This is a genomic window from Sinomonas sp. G460-2, assembly GCF_047759905.1.
Classification (GTDB): domain Bacteria; phylum Actinomycetota; class Actinomycetes; order Actinomycetales; family Micrococcaceae; genus Sinomonas.
Map to the genome: position 1 here is coordinate 1 of NZ_JBKZWT010000017.1, position 25,235 is coordinate 25,235.

Below are 25,235 nucleotides of genomic sequence, written 5' to 3' on the forward strand. Positions count from 1 at the left end.
CGCCGCGCGCAGCGCGTCCGGGAGCCGGACGGGACGGCCCGTCGAGCGGCTCACGAGCACCATGGACGTCGATGCATAGGCGTAGAGGGCGCTTCCGTCCGGCTCAGCGACCGAATAGCCCAGATCGAAGCTCGAGCCACCCACCCGCGTGACCCACAGGTTCACGGCGATGGGCGTGGGGCGGAACATGAGTGGCGCGAGATACTCGATCTCGTGCCGGCCCACGAGCGTGAAGTTCTCCGAGGTCACGGAGTCGAACATCGTGGGGCACACGCCGTCGCGCGCCCCGCCCGCTCCGGCCCCGCCCTCCCCAGCCCAAAGGGGTTCCCGCAGCCAGTGCACGCGCGCGTCCTCGAGGAATTGGAGGAAGCGCACGTTGTTCACGTGCCCATACGAATCGACGTCGCCGAAGCGCAAGTGGAGCGGGAACTGATAGGCCGAGGGCATGTCCCCATCTTCGCGCACGCTCCGAACCGCCGCGAACCGCACGGCTTGTTGCAAGGCTACCGGCGAGTTTAGTGTCGTGCCATGACGTCGCCCGCCCGCCAGACCGGCCCCACGGACACCCTGCTCACCCTGCTCGATCTCGACGATCTGGGCGGAGCCCGGACCGACAAGGACATTTTCGTTGGGCCCAGCGAGCGCCAGCCGCGGCACCGCGTCTTCGGCGGGCAGGTCCTCGCCCAGAGTCTGATGGCCGCGTCGCGCACGGTCCCGTCCGACAGGACCGTCCACTCGATGCACGGCTACTTCCTGCGTGCCGGCGACGCGGACAAGTCGATCACGTTCAGCGTCGAGCGGCTGCGCGACGGGCGGTCATTCTCGGCGCGCCAGGTGCACGCCTATCAGGACGGCAAGCCCATCCTCTCGATGACCGCCTCGTTCCAGACGGATTCGGTAGGCATCGACCACCAGACGGACATGCCGCACGACGTTCCGGACCCTGAATCGCTGCCGAGCACCGCCGACCTGCTTGGCAACATCGACCATCCGATCGCCCAGTACTGGGCATTCGACCGGCCGTTCGACGTGCGGCACGTCGATTCGGCGCTCTACGTGTCCGCGACCGGCGAGCAGGTGGCCCGGAACGCGGTGTGGATGAAGACGTTCGGCCCCATGCCCGACGACGAGCGGCTGCACCGCGCAGCCCTCGCGTACGCGAGCGACTACACGCTGCTCGAGCCGATCCTCCGCCGGCATGGGATCAGCTGGATCACCCCGGACATGAACGTCGCGAGCCTCGACCACGCGATGTGGTGGCACCGGCCGGTTCGCGTGGACGACTGGCTCCTGTACGTCCAGGAATCGCCGAGCGCGCACGGCGCCCGGGGGCTGGGCGTCGGGCGGATCTTCACGCGCGACGGCTCGCACGTCGCGACCGTAGGCCAGGAGGGAATGATCCGCCTCCCGCTCCCCTAGCCCTCCGGCGCTTGCCCGGACGACGGCGGAGGCCGGCTCCAGCGCGGGAGCCGGCCTCCGCCGTCGTTCGTTTGCCGCCCTCGCACCGGTCGCACCCAGGCGACCGCGCGAGCGCACGCGTCAGTCGCGCGTGAGCTTGCGGTGGGTCACGCGGTGGGGCGCAGCCGCGTCGGGGCCGAGGCGCTCGATCTTGTTCTCCTCGTACGCCTCGAAGTTGCCTTCGAACCAGTACCACTTCGATTCGTCCTCGTCCGTTCCCTCGTAGGCGAGGATGTGGGTCGCGACGCGGTCCAGGAACCAGCGGTCGTGGGAGACCACGACGGCGCAGCCAGGGAACTCGAGGAGCGCGTTCTCGAGGCTCGAGAGGGTCTCGACGTCGAGGTCGTTGGTCGGCTCGTCGAGGAGGAGGAGGTTGCCGCCCTGCTTGAGCGTGAGCGCGAGGTTCAGGCGGTTGCGCTCGCCACCGGAGAGGACGCCGGCCTTCTTCTGCTGGTCCGGGCCCTTGAAGCCGAACGCCGAGACGTACGCGCGGGACGGCATCTCGACCTGGCCGACCTGAATGTGGTCGAGCCCGTCCGAGACGACCTCCCAGAGCGTCTTGTTCGGGTCGATGCCGCCGCGGCTCTGGTCGACGTAGGAGATCTTGACGGAGTCGCCGACCTTGAGGTCGCCGCCGTCCAGCGACTCCATGCCCACGATCGTCTTGAACAGCGTGGTCTTGCCCACGCCGTTCGGACCGATGACCCCGACGATGCCGTTGCGGGGCAGCGAGAACGAGAGCCCGTCGATGAGCACGCGGTCGCCGAAGCCCTTGCGGAGGTTCGAGGCCTCGATGACGAGTTGCCCGAGCCGCGGCCCCGGCGGGATCTGGATTTCTTCGAAGTCAAGCTTGCGCGTCCGCTCGGCCTCGGCAGCCATCTCCTCGTACTTGGCCAGACGGGCCTTCGACTTGGTCTGGCGGCCCTTCGCGTTCGAGCGGACCCACTCGAGCTCCTCGGCGAGGCGCTTCGCGAGCTTGGCGTCCTTCTTGCCCTGTACCTCGAGGCGAGCGCGCTTCTTCTCGAGATACGTCGAGTAGTTGCCCTCGTACGGGTAGAGGCGGCCGCGGTCGACCTCACAGATCCACTGCGCGACGTGGTCGAGGAAGTAGCGGTCGTGGGTCACGGCGAGGACGGCGCCGTGGTACTTCGCGAGGTGCTGCTCGAGCCATTGAACGCTCTCGGCGTCCAAGTGGTTGGTCGGCTCGTCGAGGAGGAGGAGGTCCGGCTTCTGCAGGAGGAGCTTGCAGAGCGCGACGCGGCGGCGCTCACCACCGGAGAGGACGCGGACATCGGCCTCGGGGGGCGGGCACCGGAGCGCGTCCATGGCCTGCTCGAGCTGGGAATCGAGATCCCAGGCGTCGGCCGCGTCGATGGCCTCCTGGAGCTTGCCCATCTCCTCGAGGAGAGAGTCGTAGTCCGCGTCCGGGCTCGCCATCTCTTCCGAGATCGCGTTGAAGCGCTCGAGCTTGGCGTGAATCTCCGCCACGCCCTCCTGGACGTTGCCGAGGACTGTCTTCTCCTCGTTGAGCGGCGGTTCCTGGAGCAGAATGCCGACGCTGTATCCCGGGGAGAGCCGGGCCTCACCGTTGGACGGGGTGTCGAGCCCCGCCATGATCTTGAGAATCGTCGACTTTCCCGCGCCGTTCGGGCCCACGACGCCGATCTTGGCGCCGGGGAAGAACGACATGCTCACGTCGTCAAGGATCACCTTGTCGCCCACGGCCTTTCGGGCCTTGGTCATGGTGTAGATGAATTCCGCCATGGTGTTTAATCTATCGGCTCGTCACGGGGAACTCACATCGCTACGCCTCGCCCAAGGCCCGAAAGGGCCGCGGATCACGCGTACGGAAGCACAAGTTCGGCGAACCGCTCCTTCATCGTGGCCAGGGTCTTGTCACCGTCCGCGTCCCAGATCTCCTGATTGAAGATCTCGACCTCGATCGGCCCCGTATAGCCCGCATCGCGGACCCACGAGGTGATCGTCGTGAAGTCGATCACGCCGTCGCCCATCATGCCGCGCGAGAGAAGGGCATCCACCGCGATGGGCAGGTTGAAGTCGCACACCTGGTACGACGCGAGGCGCCCTTCTCGCCCGGCGCGCGCGATCTGCTCCCTCAGCGCGGGATCCCACCAGACGTGGAACGTGTCGACGGCGACGGCCACGTCCGCGGGGTCGAACGGCGCAGCGAGGTCGAGGGCCTGGCCGAGCGTCGAGACGAGCGCACGGTCAGCCGCGTACATCGGATGAAGCGGCTCGAGCAGCAGGCGCACGCCGTGCTCGCGCGCGAACGGCACAAGCTCGGCCAGCCGGTCGGAGATGCGCGCGCGGGCCGCGACGACGTCGCGATCGCCGGCGGGCAATCCGCCGACCACGAGGTAGAGGTCTCGTGTCCCGAGCGCCTTAGCCTCGAGAATCGCCTCGCGGTTGTCCGCGAGGGCCGCGGCTTGACCCTCTGCGTCGGCGGCCGTGAGGAAGCCGCCTCGGCACAGCGACGAAACCTCGAGGCCCGCGTCCTTGATCATCCGGGCGGCCTCGGCGAGCCCCGCCTCGTGCACGCGATCCCGCCAAGGCCCTATCGAGGGGATGCCCGCGCGAACGCAGCCATCCACGACCTCGCGGAGTGTCCAGCGCTTGGTGGTCGCGCTGTTGAGCGACAGACGCGAGAAGTCGGTCACTGAGCCACCCCGTTCACGTTCAGGAACTCGGCCATGCGGGACGCCGCGAGCGCCGGGTCGAGGAGCAGGCCCGCCCGATCGGCGAGCTCGAAGGTCCGGGCCAGATGGGGCACAGACCTCCCGGACTGCAGGCCGCCCACCATCTGGAAGCCGGGCTGGTGCCCGTTGAGCCACGCGAGGAACGCGATGCCGGTCTTGTAGTAGAAGGTCGGCGCGCTGAAGATGTGCAGCCCGAGCTCGCGGGTCGCGTCGAGGGCGCTCCGCGCCTCGGCTGACTGGCCGGCGTCGAACGCCTGGAGCGCCGCCGAGGCCGCGGGATAGATCGCCGCGAAGATGCCCAGGAGCGCGTCGGAGTGACGCTCGCCGTCGCCCGCGATGAGCTCCGGGTAGTTGAAGTCGTCCCCCGTGTAGAGGCGTACCCCTTCCGGGAGCGCCGCGCGGAGAGCCTTCTCGTGCTCGGCGTCCAGGAGCGAGACCTTCACGCCGTCGATCTTGTCCGCGTGCGCGCGGATGAGGTCCAGGAACGTGCCGGTAGCCGTGGCGATGTCCTCGCTCCCCCAGTAACCCTTGAGGGCCGGGTCGAACATCGTGCCGAGCCAGTGCAGAACCACCGGCTCGCGCGCCTCGCGGAGGAGGGCGGAGTACACGCGGAGATAGTCGTCAGGGCCCGAGGCCGCCTTGGCGAGCGCGCGAGAGGCCATGAGGATGGCCTTGGGGCCGGCATCCTCGACCGTGGCGAGCTGCTCGCGGTACGCGTCGAAGGCGCGACGAACGCCCTCCGCGCCCACCGGCACGTCGGCGAGCTCGAGCTGGTCGGTTCCAGCGCCGCACGCGACGAGATCCCGCACCGAAAGGCCCGCCGTGGCGCCTCGGCCCGACGCGGAGACCGCCCTCGCCTCCGCCCCAACGCGGCGGATGAGCTCGCGGGTCGCGGCCCAGTCCAGGCCCATGCCACGCTGCGCGGTGTCCATCGCGTCCGCGACGCCCAGGCCGTAGGACCAGAGCTCGTGCCGGAACGCGAGCGTGCGGTCCCAGTCGAGAGATGCGGGAGCGCCCGGCGTGTTGTCCGCTCCGACAGCCGGAATGACGTGGGCGGCGGCGTAGGCCTTGCGAGACGCGAACGGCGCCTCCGGGCGAGACCACGCGCGTGCCGGGGCGAGCTCGTAGGGCCGCGTGCCGCCGTCGGACGTTGGAAGGGTGACGCTCAGAGTCGAGGTGACGGTCGCGGTCACAGGACGATCTCCGGGATCTCGAGCGTGCGGCGCTCGGCGTTCGACTGGAGGCCGAGCTCCGCGAGCTGGACGCCGCGCGCCGCGGAGAGCAGGCCATAGCGGTGCTCGCGCCCAGCGAGGACGTCGCGCAGGAACTCCTCCCACTGGAGCTTGAAGCCGTTGTCGAGCTCGCGGTTGGCCGGGACGTCCTGCCACTGGTCGCGGAAGGACTCGGTCACGGGCAGGTCCGGGTTCCACACCGGCTTGGGCGTGTGCGCGCGGTGCTGCGCCACGCACTTGGTCAGGCCAGCCACGGCGGAACCGTGGGTGCCGTCGACTTGGAACTCGACGAGCTCGTCGCGGTAGACGCGCACGGCCCACGAGGAGTTGATCTGGCCGACCACGGGATCCCCGCCCGGGGTCTCGAGCTCGAAGATGCCATACGCGGCATCGTCCGCGGTGGCCTCGTACTCCCGCCCGCCCTCGTCCCAGCGCGCCGGGATGTGCGTCGCCGTGAGCGCGTTGACACTCTTGACCTTGCCGATGATGCCTTCGAGGACGTAGTTCCAGTGGCAGAACATGTCCGTGGTCATGCCGCCGCCGTCTTCCTTGCGGTAGTTCCACGACGGGCGCTGGGCCGGCTGGACGTCACCCTCGAAGACCCAGTAGCCGAACTCGCCGCGGATTGAGAGGATACGACCGAAGAAGCCCTCATCGACGAGGCGGCGGAGCTTCACGAGGCCGGGAAGGTAGAGCTTGTCGTGGACAACGCCCGCCGTCACCCCGGTGTCGCGCCCGATTCGCGCAAGCTCGACGGCCTCCTCGAGGGTCTCGGCGGTCGGCTTCTCCGTGAAGATGTGCTTGCCGGCCCGCATGGCCTTGCGCAGCGTCTCGGCCCGGAGGCTCGTCATCGACGCGTCGAAAACAATATCCACCGTTGGGTCTGCGATGAGCGCGTCGAGGTCGGTCGACCACTCGGAGACCTTGTGCAGCTCGGCCAGCTCGCGGAGCTTGGCCTCATTGCGGCCCACGAGAATTGGCTCGACCTGCACGCGGCTCCCGTCGTCGAGGAGGAGCCCACCGGAATCTCGAATCGGCAGGATGGACCGCAGCAGATGCTGACGGTAGCCCATCCGGCCGGTGATGCCGTTCATGGCGATTCTGAGGGTTCTCGTTTCGGTGGCCACTGCCGCCTCCTTGCGTAGACTCCGGCGTACCGGAGCGAGTGGTGGCGCTTCGCATCTCGGAAAGCGCATTCCGTGGGTCCAGTGTGCGACACAACACTCTGGATTGGCAAGCGCATTCCCCCAAAGGCCCTTCCGGTGCCATAATCTGGCCAAAGAACGGGAGGAGACCCTATGGCAGCCGTGACACTGAGCGAAGTCGCACGAGCCGCTGGCGTGTCCCCGGCCACCGCGTCTCGAGTCCTGAACGGTTCGAGCAGGACGCCGGGCGCGGACATCGCGGACCGGGTACGCGCCGCCGCGGACGCCCTCGGATACATCGCCAACGCCCAAGCCCAGGCCCTGGCCCGTTCGAGTTCGGGGCTCCTCGGACTCATCGTGCACGACATCGCTGACCCCTACTTCTCGTCGATCGCCCGAGGGGTCCAGTCCGCCGCCCGCGAGCTGGGCAAGACCCTCCTGCTCATCTGCACCGAGGGCACTCCGGCCGAGGAGCGTCTCGCCGTCGAGGCGTTTACATCCCGGCGCACGGACGCGATCGTCCTAGCCGGTAGCCGCTCTGCGCGGCCCGAAGATGCCGACGACAACGCCGCGCTCCTGCGTGAATCGGAGCGGTACCTCGCGAACGGCGGACGATTGGTCCTCGTGGGCCACGACCTCATCGACAACCGGCCCGGCCGCGGGGCGCTCCGTGCGGCGGGGCCCGGCGGAGAGGCAGGACCGTGGGATGCGGCAGGACCCGGCGGTGCCACAGGACCCGGTGATGCTACAGGGCCCGCCACATCCCAGGAGCAGCACGGCGAGGCGACGATCGCAACGGCCGCTGGCGCGTCGCCCCACCTCGTCGTCGACATTCCCAACGAGAGCCTCGCCTTCGACCTCGCGCGCGCCCTGTCGCGACAAGGACACACGCGGTTTGCCGTCGTTGCCGGCCCAGAGGGCCTCATGACGTCCGACCTCCGCCTCGCCGGGTTCCAACGAGGACTCGCGGAGGGCGGGCTCGGGCCCGCGGAGGTCACGCGCGCGGGGTTCAATCGGGAGGGTGGCTTCAAGGCAGGGCTTTCGCTCGAGTCCGCCGTCCGGGGTGCCGCAGCGGAGGGTTCGGCGCTTTGCATCTTCGCCGTCAACGACCGCATGGCCATGGGAGTCGTTGCCGCGCTGCGGCAGCAGGGACTCGAGGCCCCTGCGGACTACTCAGTCGCCGGTTTCGACGACATCAACACCCTCGAGGACTTCTTCCCGGGCCTCACGACCGTCCGCCTGCCCCTCGAGGACATTGGACGAACAGCAGCTGAAGCAGCCCTGACGACCGGAGGCCACGGGCCAACGGCGGGGAGCGTGATCCTTCGCGAAAGCACCGGGAGGAAGCCCGCCTAACCCGGGCATCTACGGCCAAGGAACGGCCGTGGCCACGGTGTTGCTCGCGTATTGGACCACGCCGCCGACCGAGACGATGGGGCTGTTCTGATCACACGTGATCAGAACGAGTCTCGCGGGACCCGCCAGGTCGAAAATGCTCGGCGAGAGGCCCGCCTTAGGGTAGGTCTCGAGCCCAGTGACCCTGTATCGGCGAGTGTTGCCGTCCGAATCGGTGAGATAGACCGCCGCGTCGACGGGGATACGGGCCAGCCCCGCCAACGGCGCAAGAGCGCCGTCGGCAAAGTTGACGTGGCCCGCAAGAACAGTCGATCCCTGTGCTGCCCCGAGCGGGGCGCCGCGGACGTAGTGCGCGATCTGTGGTGCGTCTGGGAGGACCAGATAGCCGTCCCTGTCGGTGGTCTCAACGATCGGGACGCGGAGCCCAAGGTCGGGAATCTCGATCCGCGAGGAGGTTGGTGCCGGGTCAGGTTCGGACCGACCCCGATCGGCCGGCGCTGCGCCGCGAATGGACCGGCCCGAATCTGCCCCGGCGGCCTCAGAACCTCCGACGGTCTGTTCGTGAACCGGCCCGGGACCGACGAACGCGAGAGCGATGAGGGTCAGGCCGAGGGCCCCGAGACACGCCGCGACGCCGGTGGGGTGCCAGCGTCGCGGCGCTCTGGTGCTTCTTACTCGGCGCACCGGCTGCCAGCTCGCATGTCCACCCCACGTCGGCGGTGGATCGCGGTCATCCCACCGATGCAAGCGGCGATGACGACGGCGAGTGCACCGGCAGCCGCCAGCGGCACGAACGGTCCGCCCGGCAGCGCGTCGGAGGGCCCGGACGTCGGCGGGAGGTTGCCGGCGTTGACGACGGGCGCGGCCAAGGCTGGCGACGGCGCAGGCTGCTCCGCCACTGGCTGTGCTGGCGGCGCCATCGACTGCTCCGCCACTGGCTGCCCCGCGGCAGTCGCGATGACGGTTTCGGCCTTTGCACCGCACGTGCCCTGATGCACGAAGGTGTCTTTTCCATCAACCGTGATCTTGAGTGTCTCGACGTACCCATAGGTGCCGGCATGGTCGATCGTGTGCGTCGGATATGTCACCGTGGTGGTGCCAGGCGGCACGTCCAACCAGCCGGACGCATAGGACGGGTTGACGCAAACAGCCTGAGCGGACCCGTCGGTCGAGTCATCGAACTTGAACTGATCGACCTTCGTCTGTGTCTGCACGCCGTGGCCCGATGGAATGGTGCCGGAGACCTTGCCCGTGTCATGGGACTCGAGCGGTACCGTTCCGTGACTGGAGGCTTGAGTCGTGATAGCCGGCTTCTCGAGCACTACGGTCTCGGCGGGGTCGAGGTATTTCCCGTTCCATGCCTCGGTGCTTTCTGTGGGTTCGATGCTCTCGCGCCAGCTCAAGCAAGCGCTCTTGCCCTCTGCCCACAGGTTGACGATCTTCGCCCAGGGCACGGCCACTGCCTCGGTCGTCACGGTGCCGTTGCCCGTGACCTGGGTCGTGATCGCACGGATGAGCTGTGCGTCGGCCGGGGCCTTGTCGGCTCCCCCACCAGCGGCGCATTCGCTCGTGAGGATCAGCTCGGAGACGACGTTGAGCTTCTGGTTCGCGTGGATGCCCGTGACGGTCAGGGTGTCGGCGATCAGGCCCTCGCTGATCGCGCTGGTCTTCGTCAGGACCTGAGGGCTGTACCTCACGACCGACTGTTCGCCCGGGTCGCTGAATCCCGCTGCCCAGTCCCCTGTGAAGTAGTGCTGTTGGTCCGCGGGCTGATGGGCAAGGGCAAACCTGACGACCGGATAGTAGTAGCCGGCCTTGTCCGCTCTTGGCCCTCTCACGATGAGGTCTCCCGGCCTTTCGGCAATGGCCGTTCCCACGCCAAGGCTCGTTGCGCCCTCGGGGACGGCTGTGTCGGGTTGCTGCTTGCTCGGGTAGTAGAGCCACTCCACGTCGAAGCGCGCCCCAACGCCAGGAATCCAATCGTTGCCACCCTTGGCGGTGGTGATGTGGAGCGTATCCGTGAGCATGCCTCCCACGTTCACGTACTGCGGTGCGGTCGATCCTGCCTGAGGCTGAAAACTGCCCCAGATCTCAACCTCCTTCGCGGTGCCGGACACGATCGCGGGAGCGGCCGCTGTGAGCTGGGTCTGGTTTCCGGGACTCGAGAACTGGCGGAGCGTCGAGCTGATGGATGCGCTAGTTTCAGTGACCGAGACGCGGCCCCCGCCGTTCACCGCATGGAATGACGGCGTGTCGCCCGACGTCCCGGCGTACGTCTGAGTTCCCGTGGAATCGAAGACGGCGTTGCCGGCGAGCGTGAGCTCGATGGGGACCGAGATGGTGCCCGTGGCGCTCGCGATCTGGGTGTTCGATACCGTTCCGGCCCCCGCGGCTCCCGGTTGGATGGCTGGCGAGGTGCGATATGAGCCGGTGTAGGGGGCGGAGGCCTCCCACATCCGCTGCGCCTCGGCGAGGGTGGCGGCCCCGGAAGGCGTCGCGTTGAGGATCTTCAAGACCCGGTCCTGGGTGTTCGTGAAGAACACGTGGATGAGGTCCTGCACGGCGGCATCCCCGGACGGGCTTCGCCCGGAGAAGGCGGATATCGCCCACGCCACGCGAGCCGCCGACTGTGACGTGAGGGCCTCCTCGGTCCACGGGCCCTGCGCTCCGAACGCCGTTCCGTACAGCGAGCAGAACGTTCGCAGTGGGCTTCCCGATATGGGGTCCTCGATCCACATGCTGCCGAGGGAGGCGTTGAACACCGATCCCTGCGGGCCCGTGTCGGTGTACGTCAGCCCGCTGGCCGCCCCGGTCTCTCCCGAGGGAATCGAGCCGCCGGGGTAGGCGTAGTCGTACGCCGCGGGCGAGGACGCATGAGCTGGGGCAGGCAGGGCGAGTAGGCCGACGACGACGGCGGCGAGCGCCGCGGCAGTCCGCCGCACGGGGCCCGGTTTCGCGGTGCGGGGTCGGTGTCGCATCACGCCGAAACCAGCTCAGTGTCGGTGGAGTGGCCGGTCGGACTCCCAGGACTCTTCGGCAGTCTCCCGCCCGTCGCTTCGGCGAGGGGCTCCTCCTCCGCCGAGCCCTCGGAGTCCGGAATCGCAAGGGCCTCGCCTGCCTTCACGTCGTCGTAGCCCTCGGACGGCACTTCGCCGGTCTGCACGTCCACGACTCCGACACCCTCGACCGCGACCCGCTGAGCGGCCCCGTCGGCGCGCGGCGGTTCCTGCGGATTGCGCGCGAATTTCGCGGACCCCCAGAAGAGGTCGTGACCCACCGACTCAGCCTCGACCTCGGCCGAGTGATAGATCCGGCCGTCCCGTTCCCACTGCTTGAGCTTGAGCCGACCCACGACGATCACGCGGTGGCCCTTCTTGAGACTCCCGCACATGTTGCTCGCGAGCTGCCGGAAGCCCACGACTGTGAACCAATTCGTGTGGCCGTCGACCCACACGTTGGCCTCTCTGTCGAATCGACGGTCGGTCGCCGCGAGCCGGAAGCTCGAGACGATGTCCCCGCCGTTCGTCGTATTGGTCCTAGGGTCTGTCGCGACAAACCCCCGCACCGTGATGATCTCGCTCAACGCTGACTCCCTCTTTTCTCGGTGACCCCGTCATGGGCAGCACCCTCGGGTATCTCCAGCGTCAGGCGCCTCAGGGACCGCGAACATCGGCCCACGGCCCCATGTGGACAACCCGCCGAGCCGGGTTTTTGGGGAGGACAAACGGAGGGGCGATGTAGAAAACCCCCGGCCCAAAAGGACCGGGGGTCTGATCGCACAATGCGCCCCAGGAGGGAGTCGAACCCCCGACCAGAGGATTAGAAGGCCCCTGCTCTATCCGCTGAGCTACTGGGGCGGGCGCAGCGCGCAGCTTGCCTCGCCAGTCTATCGCGCCGCCCGCGCGCGGCCGATTGCAGCGCCCGGCGCGAAGAGCACCCTCGTCTTCCAGTCCCACAGCATCATGTACGCGACAAACGCGAGGCTCAGCACGATCGCGACGGCCCGCACGACCACGATCGGGATCCACTCGAAGACGTCGAGCTGGTCGGTCAGAGCAATCACCGTGAAGAACAGCGTCGCAACGTAGTAGATGCGCAGATGACGCCCCTCGGAGAGGCCCACAAGAGCGAAAAATGCCATGAGCCACGTGACGTACCACGGCTGGATCATGGCGGCCGTCGCGACAACGGCCGTGAACGCGAACGCCATCCGCAGCATGATGCGCTCGCTGCTGCCCTTGATCACGAACCACGCCGCGACGACGATCCCCACGACCCGGCCGACCGCCTTGACGACCTCCGCGACGACGTCGCCCGGCCCGTTGAAGAGCTGCACGAGCGCCCCCGCCGCCGCCGCGAGCAGGCCGAAGGGCGCGAACCAAATCCAGACCGTGCCCGACGTCGTCATGGCCGGGAGCCAGCCGAACCAGAATCCGGTGACCGCACCCGCCAACGTGAGGAGGCCGCCGGAGATCGCCGCGGTCGCAGCCCAGCAGGCAATCTTCCGGCCCCACCCGGCGCGCTTTCCCGCCCAGATGAGCCCGATGAACGGGAGGGCGATGAGGGTGATGGGCTTGATCCCGATCGAGAGCGTCACGAGGACGACGGCGACGATCGGCCTCCCCCGCACGGCGGTGAGGAGCCCCACGAGCAGGAGCCCCAGCATGAGCGCATCGTTGTGGATGCTCGCGATGAAGTTGATGACGAACAGCGGATTCACGACCGTGAGCCACAGGGTCCGCGAGGGGTCGAGCTTGTAGTGCCGCGCGAGCCCGATCACGGCGACGGCGCACAGCGCGATTCCCGCCCCTGCCGCGAGGCGGAACAGGACGATGGCGGCTTCGAGGTTTCCGCCCGTGAGCCACACGACGCCCTGCTCGATCCACAGGAACAACGGCCCGTACGGCGTCGGCGCCTCGGTCCACAGCGAGTCGGGACCCAGGTTGTGATAGTTGTTCAGCGCCGAGATTCCGTTGACGTACGGGTCGAGGCCAGCAAGCATGAGCCGGCCCTGCCCGATGTAGGCGTACACGTCGCGGCTGAAGAGGGGGAACGTGACGAGCAGCGGCCCGCACCAGAGGGCTGCGATGCGGCACAGGACGGCGGGGGCGACGGCGCCCCACTCCCCCACCCGCTGTCCGAGCCGAAGCCACGCTCGCACGAGGAGGAGCCCTCCGAAAACCACGAGCACGGTGCAGATGACGACGAGGACGGGGTTGTCCCGCAGCACGATGAAGAACGGGACGCGGATGAGGGACGAGCCGCTCGCCATCCAGCCCACGCCGAGCCCGCCCACGGCCATGCACAGCGACGCGACGGCACCCTGCCACACGGCAACGCGGCCGCCGCCGGGCAGGTCGGCGATCGTCCGGGCGTCGCTGAAGGCGCTCAGGCGGCTGCCAGCCCGGGGCTGAGGCATCGGAGTCCCTACTGTCGCGAAGTTCACCAGGCAGCGGCAGCGCGCTGAACCCTTGGCGTGACGTCCAATCGATGCTATCAGCCGGGGGTGAACGGACCCTCGCCCGATGCCCGCTGATAGACTGGCCGGCGGTCGCGCATGCCTTTCGCGGCCCGTGAGACGCCGAGGAGACCGCCATTTCCATCGAGACCCCCCGCCCCGCGGACCACACCGACAAGGCCAAGCGGAGCGAGGTGAAGCGGTGGCTCCTGACGCCGCGGGGCCTCCTCACGGGCTTCCTCGTGGTCCACCTCGGCTACCTCGTGTTCATGTCGATCTTCGTGTTCCAGGGCCAGGCGTTCAGCGACACGAACATCTACCGGGACTGGGCCGCCGCCGGCTTCCCGCAAGATCTCCAGCCTTCTCCGTGGGTGTACCCGATCGCCGGCCTTCTGCCGATCTGGATCTCGGGCCTCGCGGGCCCCGGGCCCTTCCTCCTGCTGTGGGTCCTCCTGACGTCCGCGCTCAACGGCGTGGCCATCGGCATCCTGAGCGGCTGGGGCAAGAAGCCCAGCGGTGTCCGCGCCGCATGGTGGTGGCTCGCGTTCATCGCCATCATGGGCACGCTCGGCTTCGCACGAGTCGACGGCGTCACGGCCCCGATCGTGCTCATGGGGCTGAGCCTCGGCGTCGCGAGCCCGTTTGCGTCCGCTGCGATCCTCGCGTTCGCGACGTGGATGAAGGTGTGGCCGGCCGCCGCGCTCGTGCCGCTCTTCGCCGTCGTCCGTGACCGCTGGAAGGTGATCGCGGGCGGAGTGGTCGTTACGGCGGCGGTCGCGGCAGTGGCCGCGATGCTCGGGGTGGTCCCCCACCTGCTCGACTTCCTCACGACCCAAGGCTCCCGCGGCATGCAGCTCGAGGCCACGTTCACCACCCCGTGGCTCTGGATGTCCGTGCTCGGGATCGGCGGCGCCCGCATGTACATGAACACCGAGATCAACTCGATGCAGGTGGACGGCCCGGGCAGCACCATCGCCTCGGCCCTCATGCAGCCGCTCTTCGTGCTCATCGCCCTCGCGGTGGCGCTCGTGATCTTCTGGGCGCTCCACCAGGGCAAGAAGCGCGGCCACGAAGACCGCGCCGAGCTGCTCCTCGCGGGGGCCCTCACGATGGTGAGCGCATTCATCGTCTTCAACAAGGTCGGATCGCCGCAGTTCATGGTCTGGCTCGGCCCGGTCGTGGCGCTCGGCCTCGCCCAGGACCGAGCCGCGTGGCGCGTCCCGGCACGCCTGCTCCTCGCGATCGCGGCGGCGACGTTCGTGGTCTACCCGCTGTTCTACGACGCTCTGAGCCACAACAACCCGATCATGGCGTTCGTGCTCTCGGTGCGGAACGTCCTGCTCGTGGCACTGTTCGTGTGGGCTGCCCTCCGCCTGGTCCGGCTCGGGCGCAAGGGCGCGCCGGCCGTCGATCAGGAGCTACGGGACGCCAAGTCCTGACGGCGCGCCGGCCGTTCGAACACGAGCCGGCGCGTCTTCGGGTCGATCAGCACGAGGTACGCGAGGAACGCGAGGGCCGTAACGCCCGCAAGGAGCTCCGGCGCGATCGGGACGTCCACGAACTTGAAGACGTAGAGCTGGTCCTGCGCCCCGAACACCACGAAGAAGACGACCGTGAGGTACCACAGCCGGATCTCCCAGTTGTCCCGGATTCCGGTCACCGCCAGGAACGGGATGAACCACAAGACGTACCACGGCTGGATGATCGGCCCGAGCACCACGATGAACATGAACGCTAGGCCCAGCCGCCGGACGATCTTGCGGTCGTCGCCCCGGAGAATGAACCACGCCGCGAGGCCCACACCGATCCACTTCACGACCGTTCGGAAGCCCTCGGCGATCGCCCCGCCATCGAGCCCGACCAGGCTCGTGACCGACGCGACGATGTTGCTCGCGAACCCCGAGGGCGTGTAGGCGATGAAACCGGCCGTCGGGTCGACGATTGCGTTGACCCAACCGAAGCCGAGCCCGTAGACGAGCGAGCTGACGGCAAAGAGCGCGAGGCTGATGAGGCCGGTCGCCGCCCAGCACAGGAAACGGCGGAGCCACGAGGCGCCCGGGCCGGCCCACAGGAGCCCAATGAACGGAAGCACGACGGCGGTGATGGGCTTGACGCCTATCGACGCCGTGGCGAGCACAATCCCCGCGAGCCAGTTTCCCCGGGCGGCGTAGTAGACGCCAGCGACGGCGAGACCGATCATGAGCGCTTCGTTGTGTGCGCTCGCAATGCAGCTGATCAGGAACAGCGGGTTCGCGACGAAGAGCCACACCGCACGGGCGCCGTCGACGCCGTGGAGCCGCGCGAGCTTGAAGCCGTAGTACGCGCACAGCGCGACGCCGACCAGAGCGAGAACCCGGAACAGGAACACCGAGGTGTCCGGCTGGCCGCCGGTGAACTGCACCACCCACCGCTCGAGCCACAGGAAGTACGGGCCGTAGGGCGTCCGGGTCGTGGCCCACGACGGGTCCGTCCCGAGTTCGAGCCAGTTGTTGAGCGTCGAAATGCCGGTCGTGTAGGGATTCATCCCGGCCGCCATGAGGCGCCCCTGGCCCACGTACGCGTACACGTCCCGCGAGTAGATGGGCACCGTGAACAGGAGCGGCAGACCCCAGAGAGTGACGGCGAGTGCAACGGGCCGGATGGTCCCCGGCCCCCAGTAGCGCAGCCGCTGGCCGAGGCGCAGCCACGAGCGCGTCATGAGCATCGCGCCGAACACGAGTGCCAGGATGCAGCTCGTGACGCCCCACGTCTCAGTGCGCAGGGAGATGAAGAAGGGGTTCCTCGTGAGCGGCGAAACGTCGGCGAGGCGCCCAACTCCGAAGGAGCCGAAGACCATGAGGAGCGAGCCGACGAATCCCTGGGCGATCGCCCAATGCGGCGGCAGGTTGACCCCGATGGGCGGAAGGGCCGTCCACAGCGACTTCAGCCACTCGAGAATCCTCCCGGGAAGCCCAAAGAGCCGAGTGGACACGAATCACCCCTTCGATCAGTGCGGGAGAGCCCCAGTCTAGCATCGGGGTTCGGCCGGAAACCGGCGTGCTGCAAGGCCTCGGGTACATTGGCAGGGTGTCTAACCATGCTGAACGGATTGTCTGGATCGACTGCGAAATGACGGGCCTCGACATCGCCCGGGACGCCCTCATCGAGGTGGCCGTCCTCGTGACCGACGCAGAGCTCACCATCTTGGGCGACGGCGTCGACGTCGTCATCCGCCCCTCTGACGAGGCCCTCGAGGGCATGAACGACTTCGTGCGCGCGATGCACACCTCGTCCAAGCTGCTCGATGAGCTGCCGCACGGGGTCACGCTCGAGGCGGCCCAGGCGGAGGTCATGGCGTACATCCGCAAGTGGGTTCCGGAGCCGAACAAGGCCCAGCTCGGCGGCAATTCCGTGGGGACGGACCGGATGTTCCTCGCGCGCGACATGCCCGAGGTGATCGAGCATCTCCACTACCGGATCATCGACGTCTCGACGATCAAGGAGCTCGCCCGGAGGTGGTTTCCGCGCGCCTACTTCCAGGCCCCCGCGAAGACCGGCGGCCATCGCGCGCTCGGCGACATCCGGGACTCGATCGACGAGCTCCGCTACTACCGCGAGGCGGTTTTCGTCCCGGCCCCTGGCCCGGACTCGGCCACGGCGCAGGAGATTTCCGCCCGGATTTCCGCTGCGGGAGCCGCCGCCTCGACGCCGGGAACGCACGCTCCCGCGGAGACGCCCGCGGACCTGTGACCTGTGCCGCAGGCCGCGAAAAAGTCCCGGGAATCCCCCGAAAATGGCAAAAGCACCCGTGAACAGCAGGTAGACTAGTCGTCGTTGCCGTTGCAGCATGGAGGGGTAACCCTTCGTACTTTGGCGGTTGCGTGGTGGGTATAGCTCAGTCGGCAGAGCGTCTGGTTGTGGTCCAGAAGGTCGCGGGTTCAACCCCCGTTACTCACCCCGAAGTCGGGACTATCCCGCATGAGAGGCCGCACGGTTCGCCGTGCGGCCTCTCGCGTTGAGGCCCCGACGGATCCGCACGAAGTTGAGGGAACACATGACTGTCCATCCCGTGACCATCTGGGGCGAGCCCGTCCTGCACCGGCGGGCTGCCGAGGTCACCGAGTTCGACGGCGCGCTCCGCGAGCTCATCGCCGACATGCACGAGACGAATGACGCCGCGAACGGCGTGGGGCTCGCTGCCCCGCAGATCGGCGTGGGCCTGCGCATCTTCGTGTACAAGTTCGAGAACGACGACGACGTGCCTCCCCGGGGCGCCCTCGTGAACCCGCGCCTCACGCTCTCGAAGGTCCCGGGCACGGCCCCCGACCCCGAGGAGGACGAAGAGGGCTGCCTCTCCTTCCCCGGCGAGAGCTACCCGCTCAGGCGCGCCGATTGGGCCCGCGTCGAGGGCTTCGACGGAGACGGCTCCCGCATCGACTTCGTCGCGACCGGCTGGTTCGCGCGCGTCATGCAGCACGAGTACGACCACCTCGACGGCAAGCTCTACGTCGACAAGCTGCCCGAGCGCTACGCCCGCAAGGCGAAGAAGGCCGCCAAGCAGCACGGCTGGGGCGTCCCGGGCCTGACCTGGATGCCGGGAGTCGACCCCGACCCGTTCGGTCACTGACCAACCCCATCACCACGACGAAGGGCGCCGCACCCAGTGCGGCGCCCTTCGCTGTCGGTTGGGCTTGTTACTGTTCCTTGGTCACCCGGAGGAGATCCTCCTCGGCGATGCGCAGCAGGTCCTCGAGCTGCGAGACCCGCGAGGGGGTCACCTCGCCGGCCTCGAGCTTGGCCCTCGCATGGTCCAGGAGGAGCCGCGCCTGTTTGGCGTTCGCCTTGGCCACGTCGAGTGCGTGTTCGAGGGTGCTCTCGTGCTCAGTCGCTTCCATAGCTTGCATCTTGCTCCGCGAGTCTGGGGTTATCCAGTGACCTCACCGATTGTTGCCAAAAGGTCATCGGCCCCCACAAGAGCCTCGGACTGGGCCCGGGACGGCGCCTCCGACCGAGCCGGGAAGAACGGCGCGTTGACCCCCGCCATCTCCTCAAGCACGCGGACCACCTGGCAGCTGTAGCCGAACTCGTTGTCATACCAGACGTAGAGGACCAGGTTCCGGGCCGTGCTGATCGTGGCGAGACCGTCCACGATGCCTGCGCGGCGCGAGCCGACAAAGTCGGTCGAGACGACCTCCGGCGAGGCGATGTAGTCGATCTGCTTGCGCAGATCCGAGTGCAGCGACATGTCGCGCAGGTAGGCGTTGACCTCGTCCTTCGGGGCCTCGCGCTCGAGGTTCAGGTTGAGGATGGCCATCGAGACGTCCGGGGTGGGGACGCGGATCGCGTTGCCGGTGAGCTTGCCCGCCAACTCGGGAAGGGCCTTGGCGACGGCCTTCGCGGCGCCGGTCTCGGTCAGGACCATGTTGAGCGCGGCAGAGCGGCCGCGGCGATCGCCCTTGTGGAAGTTGTCGGTGAGGTTCTGGTCGTTCGTGAACGAGTGGACCGTCTCGACGTGCCCGTGGACCACGCCGTACTTGTCGTTGATCGCCTTGAGCACGGGCGTGATGGCGTTGGTCGTGCACGAGGCGGCGGTGACGATGCGGTCCTCGGCGGTGATGTCGCCGTGGTTGATGCCGTGGACGATGTTGGGCAGGCCCCCCTTGCCGGGCGCGGTGAGCAGGACGCGCGAGACCCCCCTGCTCTCGAGGTGCTGCGAGAGGCCCGCCTCGTCGCGCCACCGGCCGGTGTTGTCCACGACGATTGCGTCCCGGATCCCGTACTGGGTGTAGTCGACGGTCGCGGGGTTGTCCGAGTAGATGACCTGGATGAGCGTGCCGTTGGCGAGGATCGTGTTGTTGACCTCGTCCACCGTGATGGTCCCCTCGAACGGGCCGTGGACCGAGTCTCGGCGCAAGAGGCTCGCCCGCTTGACGAGGTCCCTGTCCGAGCCCTTGCGCACCACGATCGCGCGGAGGCGCAGGCCGTGGCCGCCGCCCGCGTGCTCGATGAGGATGCGGGCCACGAGACGGCCAATCCTGCCGAAGCCGTAGAGCACCACGTCCGTGCTGGGGCGCGGATCCGCCCCGCGCTGGCCCACGAGACCGGAGAGCTCGCCGCGCAGGAAATCCTCGAGCGTGCGGTCTGCCCCCTCCGCGCGGAACTTCTCGTTGAGGCGGGCGAGGTCGATCGACGCGGCACCGAGCTCGAGGGAGACGAGGGCCCGCAGGATGGGGAGGGTCTCCTCGAGGTCGAGCTCCTCGCTGTCGATCTGTCGGGCCCAGCGGTGGGCCTTGAGGAGGCCGACCACGGACTGGTTGATAAGGCTGCGGCCGTGGACCGAGGTCACGACGTTGTTCTCGCGGTAGAGGCGCCCAATCAGCGGAATCATCTCTTCCGCCGCGGCCTCCCGGCCGATCCACGTAGCGAGGGCGGTATCCGTCATGCTCACACAGGTGCCTTTCTCTGCAGTGTCGCGCACGCCGTCGTGCGCTGTCCGCGCGCCGGGTGCCAGCGCAGGGCGCGAAAAAAGCCGGTTCTGCGATCGCAGAGCCGGCTCCTGAACATCCACGTTCACCCCCAATTCTACGGGCGGGGGTGGGCCCGGCGGCGGGCGAGCGCTGTGAAGTCACTCACAGACTCTCGGTTCGCGGCCCGCTCTGAGAGGCCTCAGTGGGTCCCCGGAGGGGATGGGACAACCGATACGCCGGGTTCTGTTCTCCCCCGCTGTTGCCAGCGAGGAAGCGACGGCCATCCATCTCGGGGCGCCGTTGCCGGCACCCTCCAGCGGCCTACCCGGGCACTCGGGCGAGCAGCCCTCAATCGCGCCCTGTCTGGCCTTGCTCCGAGTGGGGTTTACCGAGCCTCCCCGGTCACCCGGGGAGCTGGTGGTCTCTTACACCACCGTTTCACCCTTACCGCCGCGCCGTGCCTCACGGCGCGATGCGCGGCGGCGGTCTGTTTTCTGTGGCACTGTCCTGCGGGTTGCCCCGAGTGGGCGTTACCCACCACCCTGCTCTGCGGAGCCCGGACGTTCCTCGAGCCACTTGCGTGGCGCGCGGCCGTCTGGCTGTCCCATCCGCCTCCCAGTGTACCGGGGCGGCGGGGCCTATCCGGGCGGATAGGATTCCGTGGTGCTCATCCTGCTCCCGCCCTCCGAGGGCAAGACTCCCGCCGGCCGCGGCGCCGCCGTCGACCTCGCCGCCTTGAGCTTCCCCGGCCTTGCGGGGGCGCGCCGCGAGGTCATGGAGCGCCTCGCAGAGGTGAGCGGGCGCCACGACGCGCTCGAAGCGCTTGGCGTGGGTGCCTCCCTCGCGGACGACGTCGACCGGAACCGGCGGCTCCACACCGAACCGGCGGCGCCCGCGCACCGCGTGTACTCGGGGGTCCTGTACGAGGCGCTCGGCTATGCATCGCTCACGCCGACGCAGCGACGGAAGGCGGACGAGTGGATCGTCGTCGTCTCGGCGCTGTGGGGCGCGGTCGGCTTCGCGGACACCGTGCCCGCCTACCGGCTCTCGATGTCGACGGCTCTGCCCGGGCTCGGGCGACTCGCCTCGTACTGGAAGCCCCTCCTTCGAGACGCCCTCGCCGAGCGCGCGTCCGAGGGTCTCGTGGTCGATTGCCGCTCGAGCACGTACGCCGCGGCCTACGCGCCGCCCGCCGAGCGCACCGTGACCGTCGAGGTCCTGACCGAGCGGAACGGCAAGCGGACGGTGGTGAGCCACTTCGCGAAGCACCATCGGGGCGAGTTTGTGCGGCACCTGCTCACCCGGAGGGGCAAGGCGCCGGCCACGCCCACGGCTCTGCTCGCCGCCGCGAGCGAGCACTGGAACGCCGAGCTGACCGGGGGCACGGCCCGCAGGCCGCACTCGCTCGCGCTCGTCCTCGAGGGCTGAGGGCCGCGGGGCGCCGTCAGTTCCACTCGGGCGAGCGAACCAGGATGCAGCCCGAATCGGGGCAGAACACGATCTCGTCCTCGGCGGCGGAACGGATCGTCGCAAGGTCGCCAGGGCTCAGCGTCATGCCCGAGCCCTCGGACACGCCGTGGAAGAGCCGCGCCGCTCCGACACCGCGCCGCGCGAGCGTCTTCTCGTAAACCTGAACGAGGCCGCCGTCGACGCCCGCCACGTAATCGGCGCGCTCGCGAGAGACTGCGGCGTGCTCCTCCGCGACGGAGCCGAGGCCTGCGTCGAGCTCCGACCGGAGCTCCGCATCCCGCGTGAGGGCCGCGGCCCTCGCCTCGGTCGCTGCCGACTGCTCAGAGCGGAGCGACTCAAGCCGCTCGAGGATCTCGAGCTCAGTGTCCTCGAGGTCCGACTTGCGGGCCGTGAGGCCCGCAATGTCCTGCTGGAGGGCCTGGAGATCCTTCGAGAGGCCGCCCGCGTAGAGGCGCGCCTCGTCCCGCTCGATCCGGGACGTGATCTGCTCGACGCTCTGCTCGACCTTCGTGAGTTCGGCTTCGGCGGCCTCGACGGCGCGGTTGGCCTCGTGTGACACGTTGGCGGCCTCCGCGACCGCCGCGTCCGACGGGCCTAGTCGGGGGTCCGACTCAAGGGCCCTCCGCCGCACGTCGAGGGAATGCAGCTTCGCGTCGAGGGCCTGAAGGCCCAGCAGCTTGAGCTGTTCAGCGGCGGGGGCCTTCGGCATGGTTCCTCCTGGACATCGTCGGCGCGCGGGTCGTGGCTGCGACTCTATCCCTCGGTGGGCGTCAGGATGAAGTCCCACGGATCGGTGTTCACCGTCGAGACCCTGACATCGACTGTGTGCCCCTGGTCCCGGAGCACGTTGTCGAGCGCCTGCGCGGCCGCCGGAAGCCACAGCCACTCGCTCGCAAAATGGCTCACGTCGATGAGGTACGGCCGGCCGTCGGGGCTCGACTCCCGTGCCTCCGACGCCGGATGGTGGCGGAGATCCGCCGTGACGTACACGTCCGCGCCCGCGGTCCGCACGCTCTCGAACAGGCTGTCACCGGCTCCCCCGCACACTGCGACGCGGCGCACGAGGCCGTCTCGGTCGCCCGAGACGCGCACTCCGCCCGCAACCGCCGGGAGGAGGCCGAACAGCGTCTCGGCGAAGTCCGCGAGGCTCGTGACCTCCGAGAGGTCACCGACGCGGCCGATGCCTTCCTCGGGCAGGCCGTTGGCGGCCTTCGTGAGCGGCTCGACGTTCTCGAGCCCGAGCGCGTCGGCAAGGACGTCGGAGACGCCGCCCACGGCGCTGTCGCCGTTCGTGTGGACCGTGAGCAGCGCCGTACCCGACTCGATGAGCCGATGGACGGCGCGGCCCTTGGGCGTGTTCGCCGCGACGGTGTGGACCCCGCGCAGAAGCAGCGGATGATGCGTCACGAGGAGATCGGCACCCCACTTCGTGGCCTCTTCGATGACCTCGATCACGGGGTCGACCGCGAACAGGATCTTGGTCACCTCTTGGGCCGGGCGGCCCGTGACGAGGCCGACGGCGTCCCATTCCTCGGCGAGCGACTCGGGCCATAGCTCCTCCACGGCGAGAAGCACCTGGGCGAGGGAGGCAGCGGCAGCCGGGGCGGCGCCGTCGTCCGTCGTGGCGGGGGTGCCCTCCGCGGGCTCCGCCGCCTCAGCGGCCTCGCTCGGCTCATCGGCACGGGGGGATTCGGGCGTGCGGCGTCCCTCAGACACTAGGCGCAATCCTCTCTCGGGAATCTTCCGCTTGTCCCGGACATTGTAGGCAGCATGAAGACCTTCATCCTGGGCGGGGGCTGCTTCTGGTGCCTCGACGCCGTCTACCAGAAGACCAAGGGCGTGAGCTCGGTCGTGTCCGGGTACATCGGCGGCGATCTGCCCAACCCGGACTACTACAGCGTGTGCAGCGGGATGACTGGCCACGCCGAAGTGGTCGCGGTGACGTTCGACGACGAGACAATTCCGGCCGAGACCGTGCTCGACATGTTCTTCGCGCTCCACGATCCGACCACGCTCAATCGCCAGGGATATGACGTGGGGACGCAATATCGTTCATCGATGTTCTACGTCGATGACGAGGAGAAGATGCTCTTCGAGGACGCCATCGAGCGGAATCAGGCCCTGTGGGATCGGCCGATTGTCACCGAGGTGACGCGCGCGAGCATGTTCTATCCGGCCGAGGAATTCCACCAGAATTACTACGCCAAGAACCCGCACGCTGGGTACTGTCACGTCATCATCAATCCCAAGCTGGCTAAAGCCCGGAAATATTACTCAGCGTGGCTCGACTCCTAGCCCTCATTTCCCGGCATCGCTAGGCTGAGCGCGGCCTGCCATGCCGCTCGGCTCCGCGAGCGGCTCCCCACTTCACACGAAGGAAATCCATGCGCATCTACGACGACGTGACTCAGCTGGTCGGCAACACCCCCCTTGTCCGGCTCAACCGACTCACGGAGGGCCTCGGCGCCGACGTCGCCGTCAAGCTTGAGTTCTACAACCCGGCCAACAGCGTCAAGGACCGCATCGGCGTCGCCATCATCGACGCCGCGGAGAAGTCCGGTGCGCTCAAGCCGGGCGGCACGATCGTCGAGGGCACGTCGGGGAACACCGGCATCGCGCTCGCGCTCGTCGGCGCGGCCCGCGGCTACAAGGTCATCCTCACAATGCCGGAGACCATGTCCACGGAGCGTCGCGTGCTCCTGCGCGCGTACGGCGCCGAGATCGTCCTGACGCCGGGCTCAGAGGGCATGCGCGGCGCGGTCGAGAAGGCTCAGGAGATCGTGGCGAACACGGAGAACTCGATCTGGGCCCAGCAGTTCGCGAACCCGGCCAACCCGGCGATCCACCGTGCGACCACGGGCGAGGAGATCTGGAACGACACCGAGGGCAAGATCGACGTCTTCGTGGGCGGCATCGGCACGGGTGGCACGATCACGGGCGCCGGCCAGCTCCTCAAGGAGCGCAAGCCCAGCGTCAAGGTCGTCGCGGTCGAGCCGAAGGACTCCCCGATCCTCAACGGCGGCGCCCCCGGCCCGCACAAGATCCAGGGCCTTGGCGCCAACTTCGTCCCCGAGGTGCTCGACACGACCGTCTACGACGAGGTCCTCGACGCGACCCTCGAAGACTCGGTCGCGACGGCTCGCGCGCTCGCCACGAAGGAGGGCATCCTCGGCGGCATCTCCGCGGGTGCGGCCGTGTGGGGCGCGCTCGAGCTCGCCAAGCGGCCCGAGAACGAAGGCAAGCTCATCGTCGCGATCGTCCCCGACTTCGGCGAGCGTTACATCTCCACTGTCCTCTTCGACGACATCCGCGGCTAGAAATCGCCCCCGCGGGCGGGCTGCGGTAGAAAGAAGTCTGTGTCACTCATCATTCGCACGTTCGCGCGGCTCCTCGAGGACCTCGAGGCGGCCCGCGCGCACGACCCCGCAGCCCGCGGAAACGTCGAGAACTTCCTGGCCTATTCGGGACTTCACGCCATCTGGATCCACCGGCTCACGCACAAGATGTGGCAGAAGCCCGAGCTGCGGTTCTCCGCGCGGCTCATCTCCCAGGCCGGCCGATTCCTCACCGGGATCGAGATCCATCCGGGTGCGACGATCGGCCGGCGGTTCTTCATCGACCATGGCATGGGCGTGGTGATCGGTGAGACGGCCGAGATCGGCGAGGACGTCATGATCTACCACGGTGTGACGCTCGGCGGCCGCTCGCTCGCCAAGGTCAAGCGCCACCCGACGATCGGCAACGGCGTCACGATCGGTGCCGGCGCGAAGGTCCTCGGTCCCATCACGATCGGTGCTGGGAGCGCCGTGGGCGCCAACGCCGTGGTGGTCAAGGACGCTCCCCCGAACTCGATCGTGACCGGCATCCCAGCCACGTGGCGGCATCGCGACGCGGTCAAGGAGATGAAGCCGGCCGTGGACCCGGCGGAGTACTACTACATCTGACCACCCGCA

General features: G+C 68.4%; 23 protein-coding genes, 2 tRNA genes and 1 other RNA gene. 10 read left to right on the top strand and 16 right to left on the bottom strand.

All coding sequences use genetic code 11. The annotated features are described in order from the left end of the window. A partial coding sequence (locus ACLN58_RS03680; RefSeq protein WP_415853928.1) for an acyl-CoA thioesterase occupies positions 1–447 on the bottom strand: 447 nt, incomplete at its 3' end. Between the two features lie 81 nt (positions 448–528). Here ACLN58_RS03680 and ACLN58_RS03685 point away from each other — a divergent pair. Then, the gene (locus ACLN58_RS03685; protein WP_415853929.1) at positions 529–1,419 is read left to right on the top strand and encodes an acyl-CoA thioesterase; all 891 of its coding nucleotides are present in this window, start codon (positions 529–531) and stop codon (positions 1,417–1,419) included. Between the two features lie 120 nt (positions 1,420–1,539). Here the strand turns inward: ACLN58_RS03685 and ettA are convergent, their stop codons facing one another. The 4 genes from ettA to ACLN58_RS03705 all read right to left on the bottom strand — a co-directional run bounded on the left by ettA (position 1,540) and on the right by ACLN58_RS03705 (position 6,534). Further along, complete coding sequence (gene ettA, locus ACLN58_RS03690) at positions 1,540–3,222, bottom strand: energy-dependent translational throttle protein EttA (RefSeq protein WP_415853930.1); 1,683 nt, start codon at positions 3,220–3,222, stop codon at positions 1,540–1,542. A gap of 74 nt (positions 3,223–3,296) precedes the next feature. Next, positions 3,297–4,136, bottom strand: coding sequence for a sugar phosphate isomerase/epimerase family protein (locus ACLN58_RS03695; RefSeq protein ID WP_415853931.1), 840 nt, complete (start codon positions 4,134–4,136; stop codon positions 3,297–3,299). Then, positions 4,133–5,368 (bottom strand): dihydrodipicolinate synthase family protein, encoded by a 1,236-nt coding sequence (locus ACLN58_RS03700; protein WP_415853932.1) that lies wholly within the window; start codon positions 5,366–5,368, stop codon positions 4,133–4,135. Before ACLN58_RS03700 ends, ACLN58_RS03695 begins: the two co-directional genes overlap by 4 nt. Next, on the bottom strand, positions 5,365–6,534 hold the full coding sequence (locus ACLN58_RS03705) for a Gfo/Idh/MocA family protein (RefSeq protein ID WP_415853933.1): 1,170 nt from the start codon (positions 6,532–6,534) through the stop codon (positions 5,365–5,367). The genes ACLN58_RS03700 and ACLN58_RS03705 overlap by 4 nt, the downstream gene beginning before the upstream one ends. A gap of 171 nt (positions 6,535–6,705) precedes the next feature. On the opposite strand from ACLN58_RS03705, the gene ACLN58_RS03710 reads away from it, so the two are divergent. After that, positions 6,706–7,908, top strand: coding sequence for a LacI family DNA-binding transcriptional regulator (locus ACLN58_RS03710; protein ID WP_415853934.1), 1,203 nt, complete (start codon positions 6,706–6,708; stop codon positions 7,906–7,908). Positions 7,909–7,917: 9 nt separating this feature from the next. Here the strand turns inward: ACLN58_RS03710 and ACLN58_RS03715 are convergent, their stop codons facing one another. The 5 genes from ACLN58_RS03715 to mptB (ACLN58_RS03735) all read right to left on the bottom strand — a co-directional run bounded on the left by ACLN58_RS03715 (position 7,918) and on the right by mptB (ACLN58_RS03735) (position 13,327). Continuing rightward, positions 7,918–8,592, bottom strand: a complete 675-nt coding sequence (locus ACLN58_RS03715; protein ID WP_415853935.1) for a class F sortase — start codon at positions 8,590–8,592, stop codon at positions 7,918–7,920. After that, positions 8,580–10,850, bottom strand: a complete 2,271-nt coding sequence (locus ACLN58_RS03720) for a hypothetical protein (protein WP_415853936.1) — start codon at positions 10,848–10,850, stop codon at positions 8,580–8,582. Before ACLN58_RS03720 ends, ACLN58_RS03715 begins: the two co-directional genes overlap by 13 nt. Positions 10,851–10,885: 35 nt before the next feature. Beyond that, entirely contained in the window at positions 10,886–11,491 is a 606-nt protein-coding gene (locus tag ACLN58_RS03725; protein WP_415853937.1) for a single-stranded DNA-binding protein, read from the bottom strand. A 201-nt stretch (positions 11,492–11,692) separates the two neighbouring features. Continuing rightward, a tRNA-Arg gene (locus tag ACLN58_RS03730) sits at positions 11,693–11,765 on the bottom strand. 29 nt (positions 11,766–11,794) lie between these two features. Further along, complete coding sequence (gene mptB, locus ACLN58_RS03735; RefSeq protein WP_415853938.1) at positions 11,795–13,327, bottom strand: polyprenol phosphomannose-dependent alpha 1,6 mannosyltransferase MptB; 1,533 nt, start codon at positions 13,325–13,327, stop codon at positions 11,795–11,797. Positions 13,328–13,560: 233 nt separating this feature from the next. On the opposite strand from mptB (ACLN58_RS03735), the gene ACLN58_RS03740 reads away from it, so the two are divergent. Beyond that, positions 13,561–14,805 (top strand): glycosyltransferase family 87 protein, encoded by a 1,245-nt coding sequence (locus tag ACLN58_RS03740; protein WP_415853939.1) that lies wholly within the window; start codon positions 13,561–13,563, stop codon positions 14,803–14,805. On the opposite strand, the gene mptB (ACLN58_RS03745) is transcribed toward ACLN58_RS03740, so the two are convergent. After that, positions 14,778–16,337, bottom strand: a complete 1,560-nt coding sequence (gene mptB / locus ACLN58_RS03745) for a polyprenol phosphomannose-dependent alpha 1,6 mannosyltransferase MptB (protein ID WP_415853940.1) — start codon at positions 16,335–16,337, stop codon at positions 14,778–14,780. The two genes, ACLN58_RS03740 and mptB (ACLN58_RS03745), sit on opposite strands and share 28 nt — an antisense overlap. Positions 16,338–16,432: 95 nt before the next feature. On the opposite strand from mptB (ACLN58_RS03745), the gene orn reads away from it, so the two are divergent. From orn to def, 3 genes are all read left to right on the top strand, one after another. Then, entirely contained in the window at positions 16,433–17,095 is a 663-nt protein-coding gene (gene orn / locus ACLN58_RS03750; protein ID WP_415853941.1) for an oligoribonuclease, read from the top strand. Between the two features lie 134 nt (positions 17,096–17,229). After that, positions 17,230–17,302: transfer RNA gene (locus ACLN58_RS03755), tRNA-His, on the top strand. 97 nt (positions 17,303–17,399) lie between these two features. Continuing rightward, positions 17,400–17,972: a peptide deformylase gene (gene def / locus ACLN58_RS03760; RefSeq protein WP_415853942.1), complete on the top strand. Its 573-nt coding sequence runs from the start codon at positions 17,400–17,402 to the stop codon at positions 17,970–17,972. Between the two features lie 67 nt (positions 17,973–18,039). Here def and ACLN58_RS03765 read toward each other — a convergent pair whose 3' ends face one another. The 3 genes from ACLN58_RS03765 to rnpB form a co-directional block, all read right to left on the bottom strand. Further along, positions 18,040–18,240: a hypothetical protein gene (locus ACLN58_RS03765; protein ID WP_415853943.1), complete on the bottom strand. Its 201-nt coding sequence runs from the start codon at positions 18,238–18,240 to the stop codon at positions 18,040–18,042. Between the two features lie 29 nt (positions 18,241–18,269). Further along, positions 18,270–19,787 carry a glyceraldehyde-3-phosphate dehydrogenase gene (locus tag ACLN58_RS03770; protein ID WP_415853944.1) on the bottom strand — a complete coding sequence of 506 codons (1,518 nt, stop codon included), beginning with the start codon at positions 19,785–19,787 and terminating at the stop codon, positions 18,270–18,272. 241 nt (positions 19,788–20,028) lie between these two features. Beyond that, positions 20,029–20,419, bottom strand: an RNA gene (gene rnpB, locus ACLN58_RS03775) — RNase P RNA component class A. Positions 20,420–20,475: 56 nt separating this feature from the next. On the opposite strand from rnpB, the gene ACLN58_RS03780 reads away from it, so the two are divergent. Then, a complete protein-coding gene (locus ACLN58_RS03780) occupies positions 20,476–21,240 on the top strand; it encodes a YaaA family protein (RefSeq protein ID WP_415853945.1) in 765 nt (254 codons plus the stop codon). A 16-nt stretch (positions 21,241–21,256) separates the two neighbouring features. On the opposite strand, the gene ACLN58_RS03785 is transcribed toward ACLN58_RS03780, so the two are convergent. Together ACLN58_RS03785 and ACLN58_RS03790 are read right to left on the bottom strand one after the other, a co-directional pair. After that, positions 21,257–21,991: a zinc ribbon domain-containing protein gene (locus ACLN58_RS03785; RefSeq protein WP_415853946.1), complete on the bottom strand. Its 735-nt coding sequence runs from the start codon at positions 21,989–21,991 to the stop codon at positions 21,257–21,259. Positions 21,992–22,035: 44 nt separating this feature from the next. Further along, entirely contained in the window at positions 22,036–22,998 is a 963-nt protein-coding gene (locus ACLN58_RS03790) for a Nif3-like dinuclear metal center hexameric protein (RefSeq protein WP_415853947.1), read from the bottom strand. A gap of 54 nt (positions 22,999–23,052) precedes the next feature. Between ACLN58_RS03790 and msrA the strand changes: the two genes are divergently transcribed. The 3 genes from msrA (at position 23,053) to epsC (ending at position 25,226) form a co-directional block, all read left to right on the top strand. Further along, positions 23,053–23,577: a peptide-methionine (S)-S-oxide reductase MsrA gene (gene msrA / locus ACLN58_RS03795; RefSeq protein ID WP_415853948.1), complete on the top strand. Its 525-nt coding sequence runs from the start codon at positions 23,053–23,055 to the stop codon at positions 23,575–23,577. A gap of 89 nt (positions 23,578–23,666) precedes the next feature. Then, positions 23,667–24,599 (top strand): cysteine synthase A, encoded by a 933-nt coding sequence (cysK, locus tag ACLN58_RS03800; protein ID WP_415853949.1) that lies wholly within the window; start codon positions 23,667–23,669, stop codon positions 24,597–24,599. A 51-nt stretch (positions 24,600–24,650) separates the two neighbouring features. Next, positions 24,651–25,226: a serine O-acetyltransferase EpsC gene (gene epsC / locus ACLN58_RS03805; protein ID WP_415853955.1), complete on the top strand. Its 576-nt coding sequence runs from the start codon at positions 24,651–24,653 to the stop codon at positions 25,224–25,226. Positions 25,227–25,235: the final 9 nt, after the last annotated feature.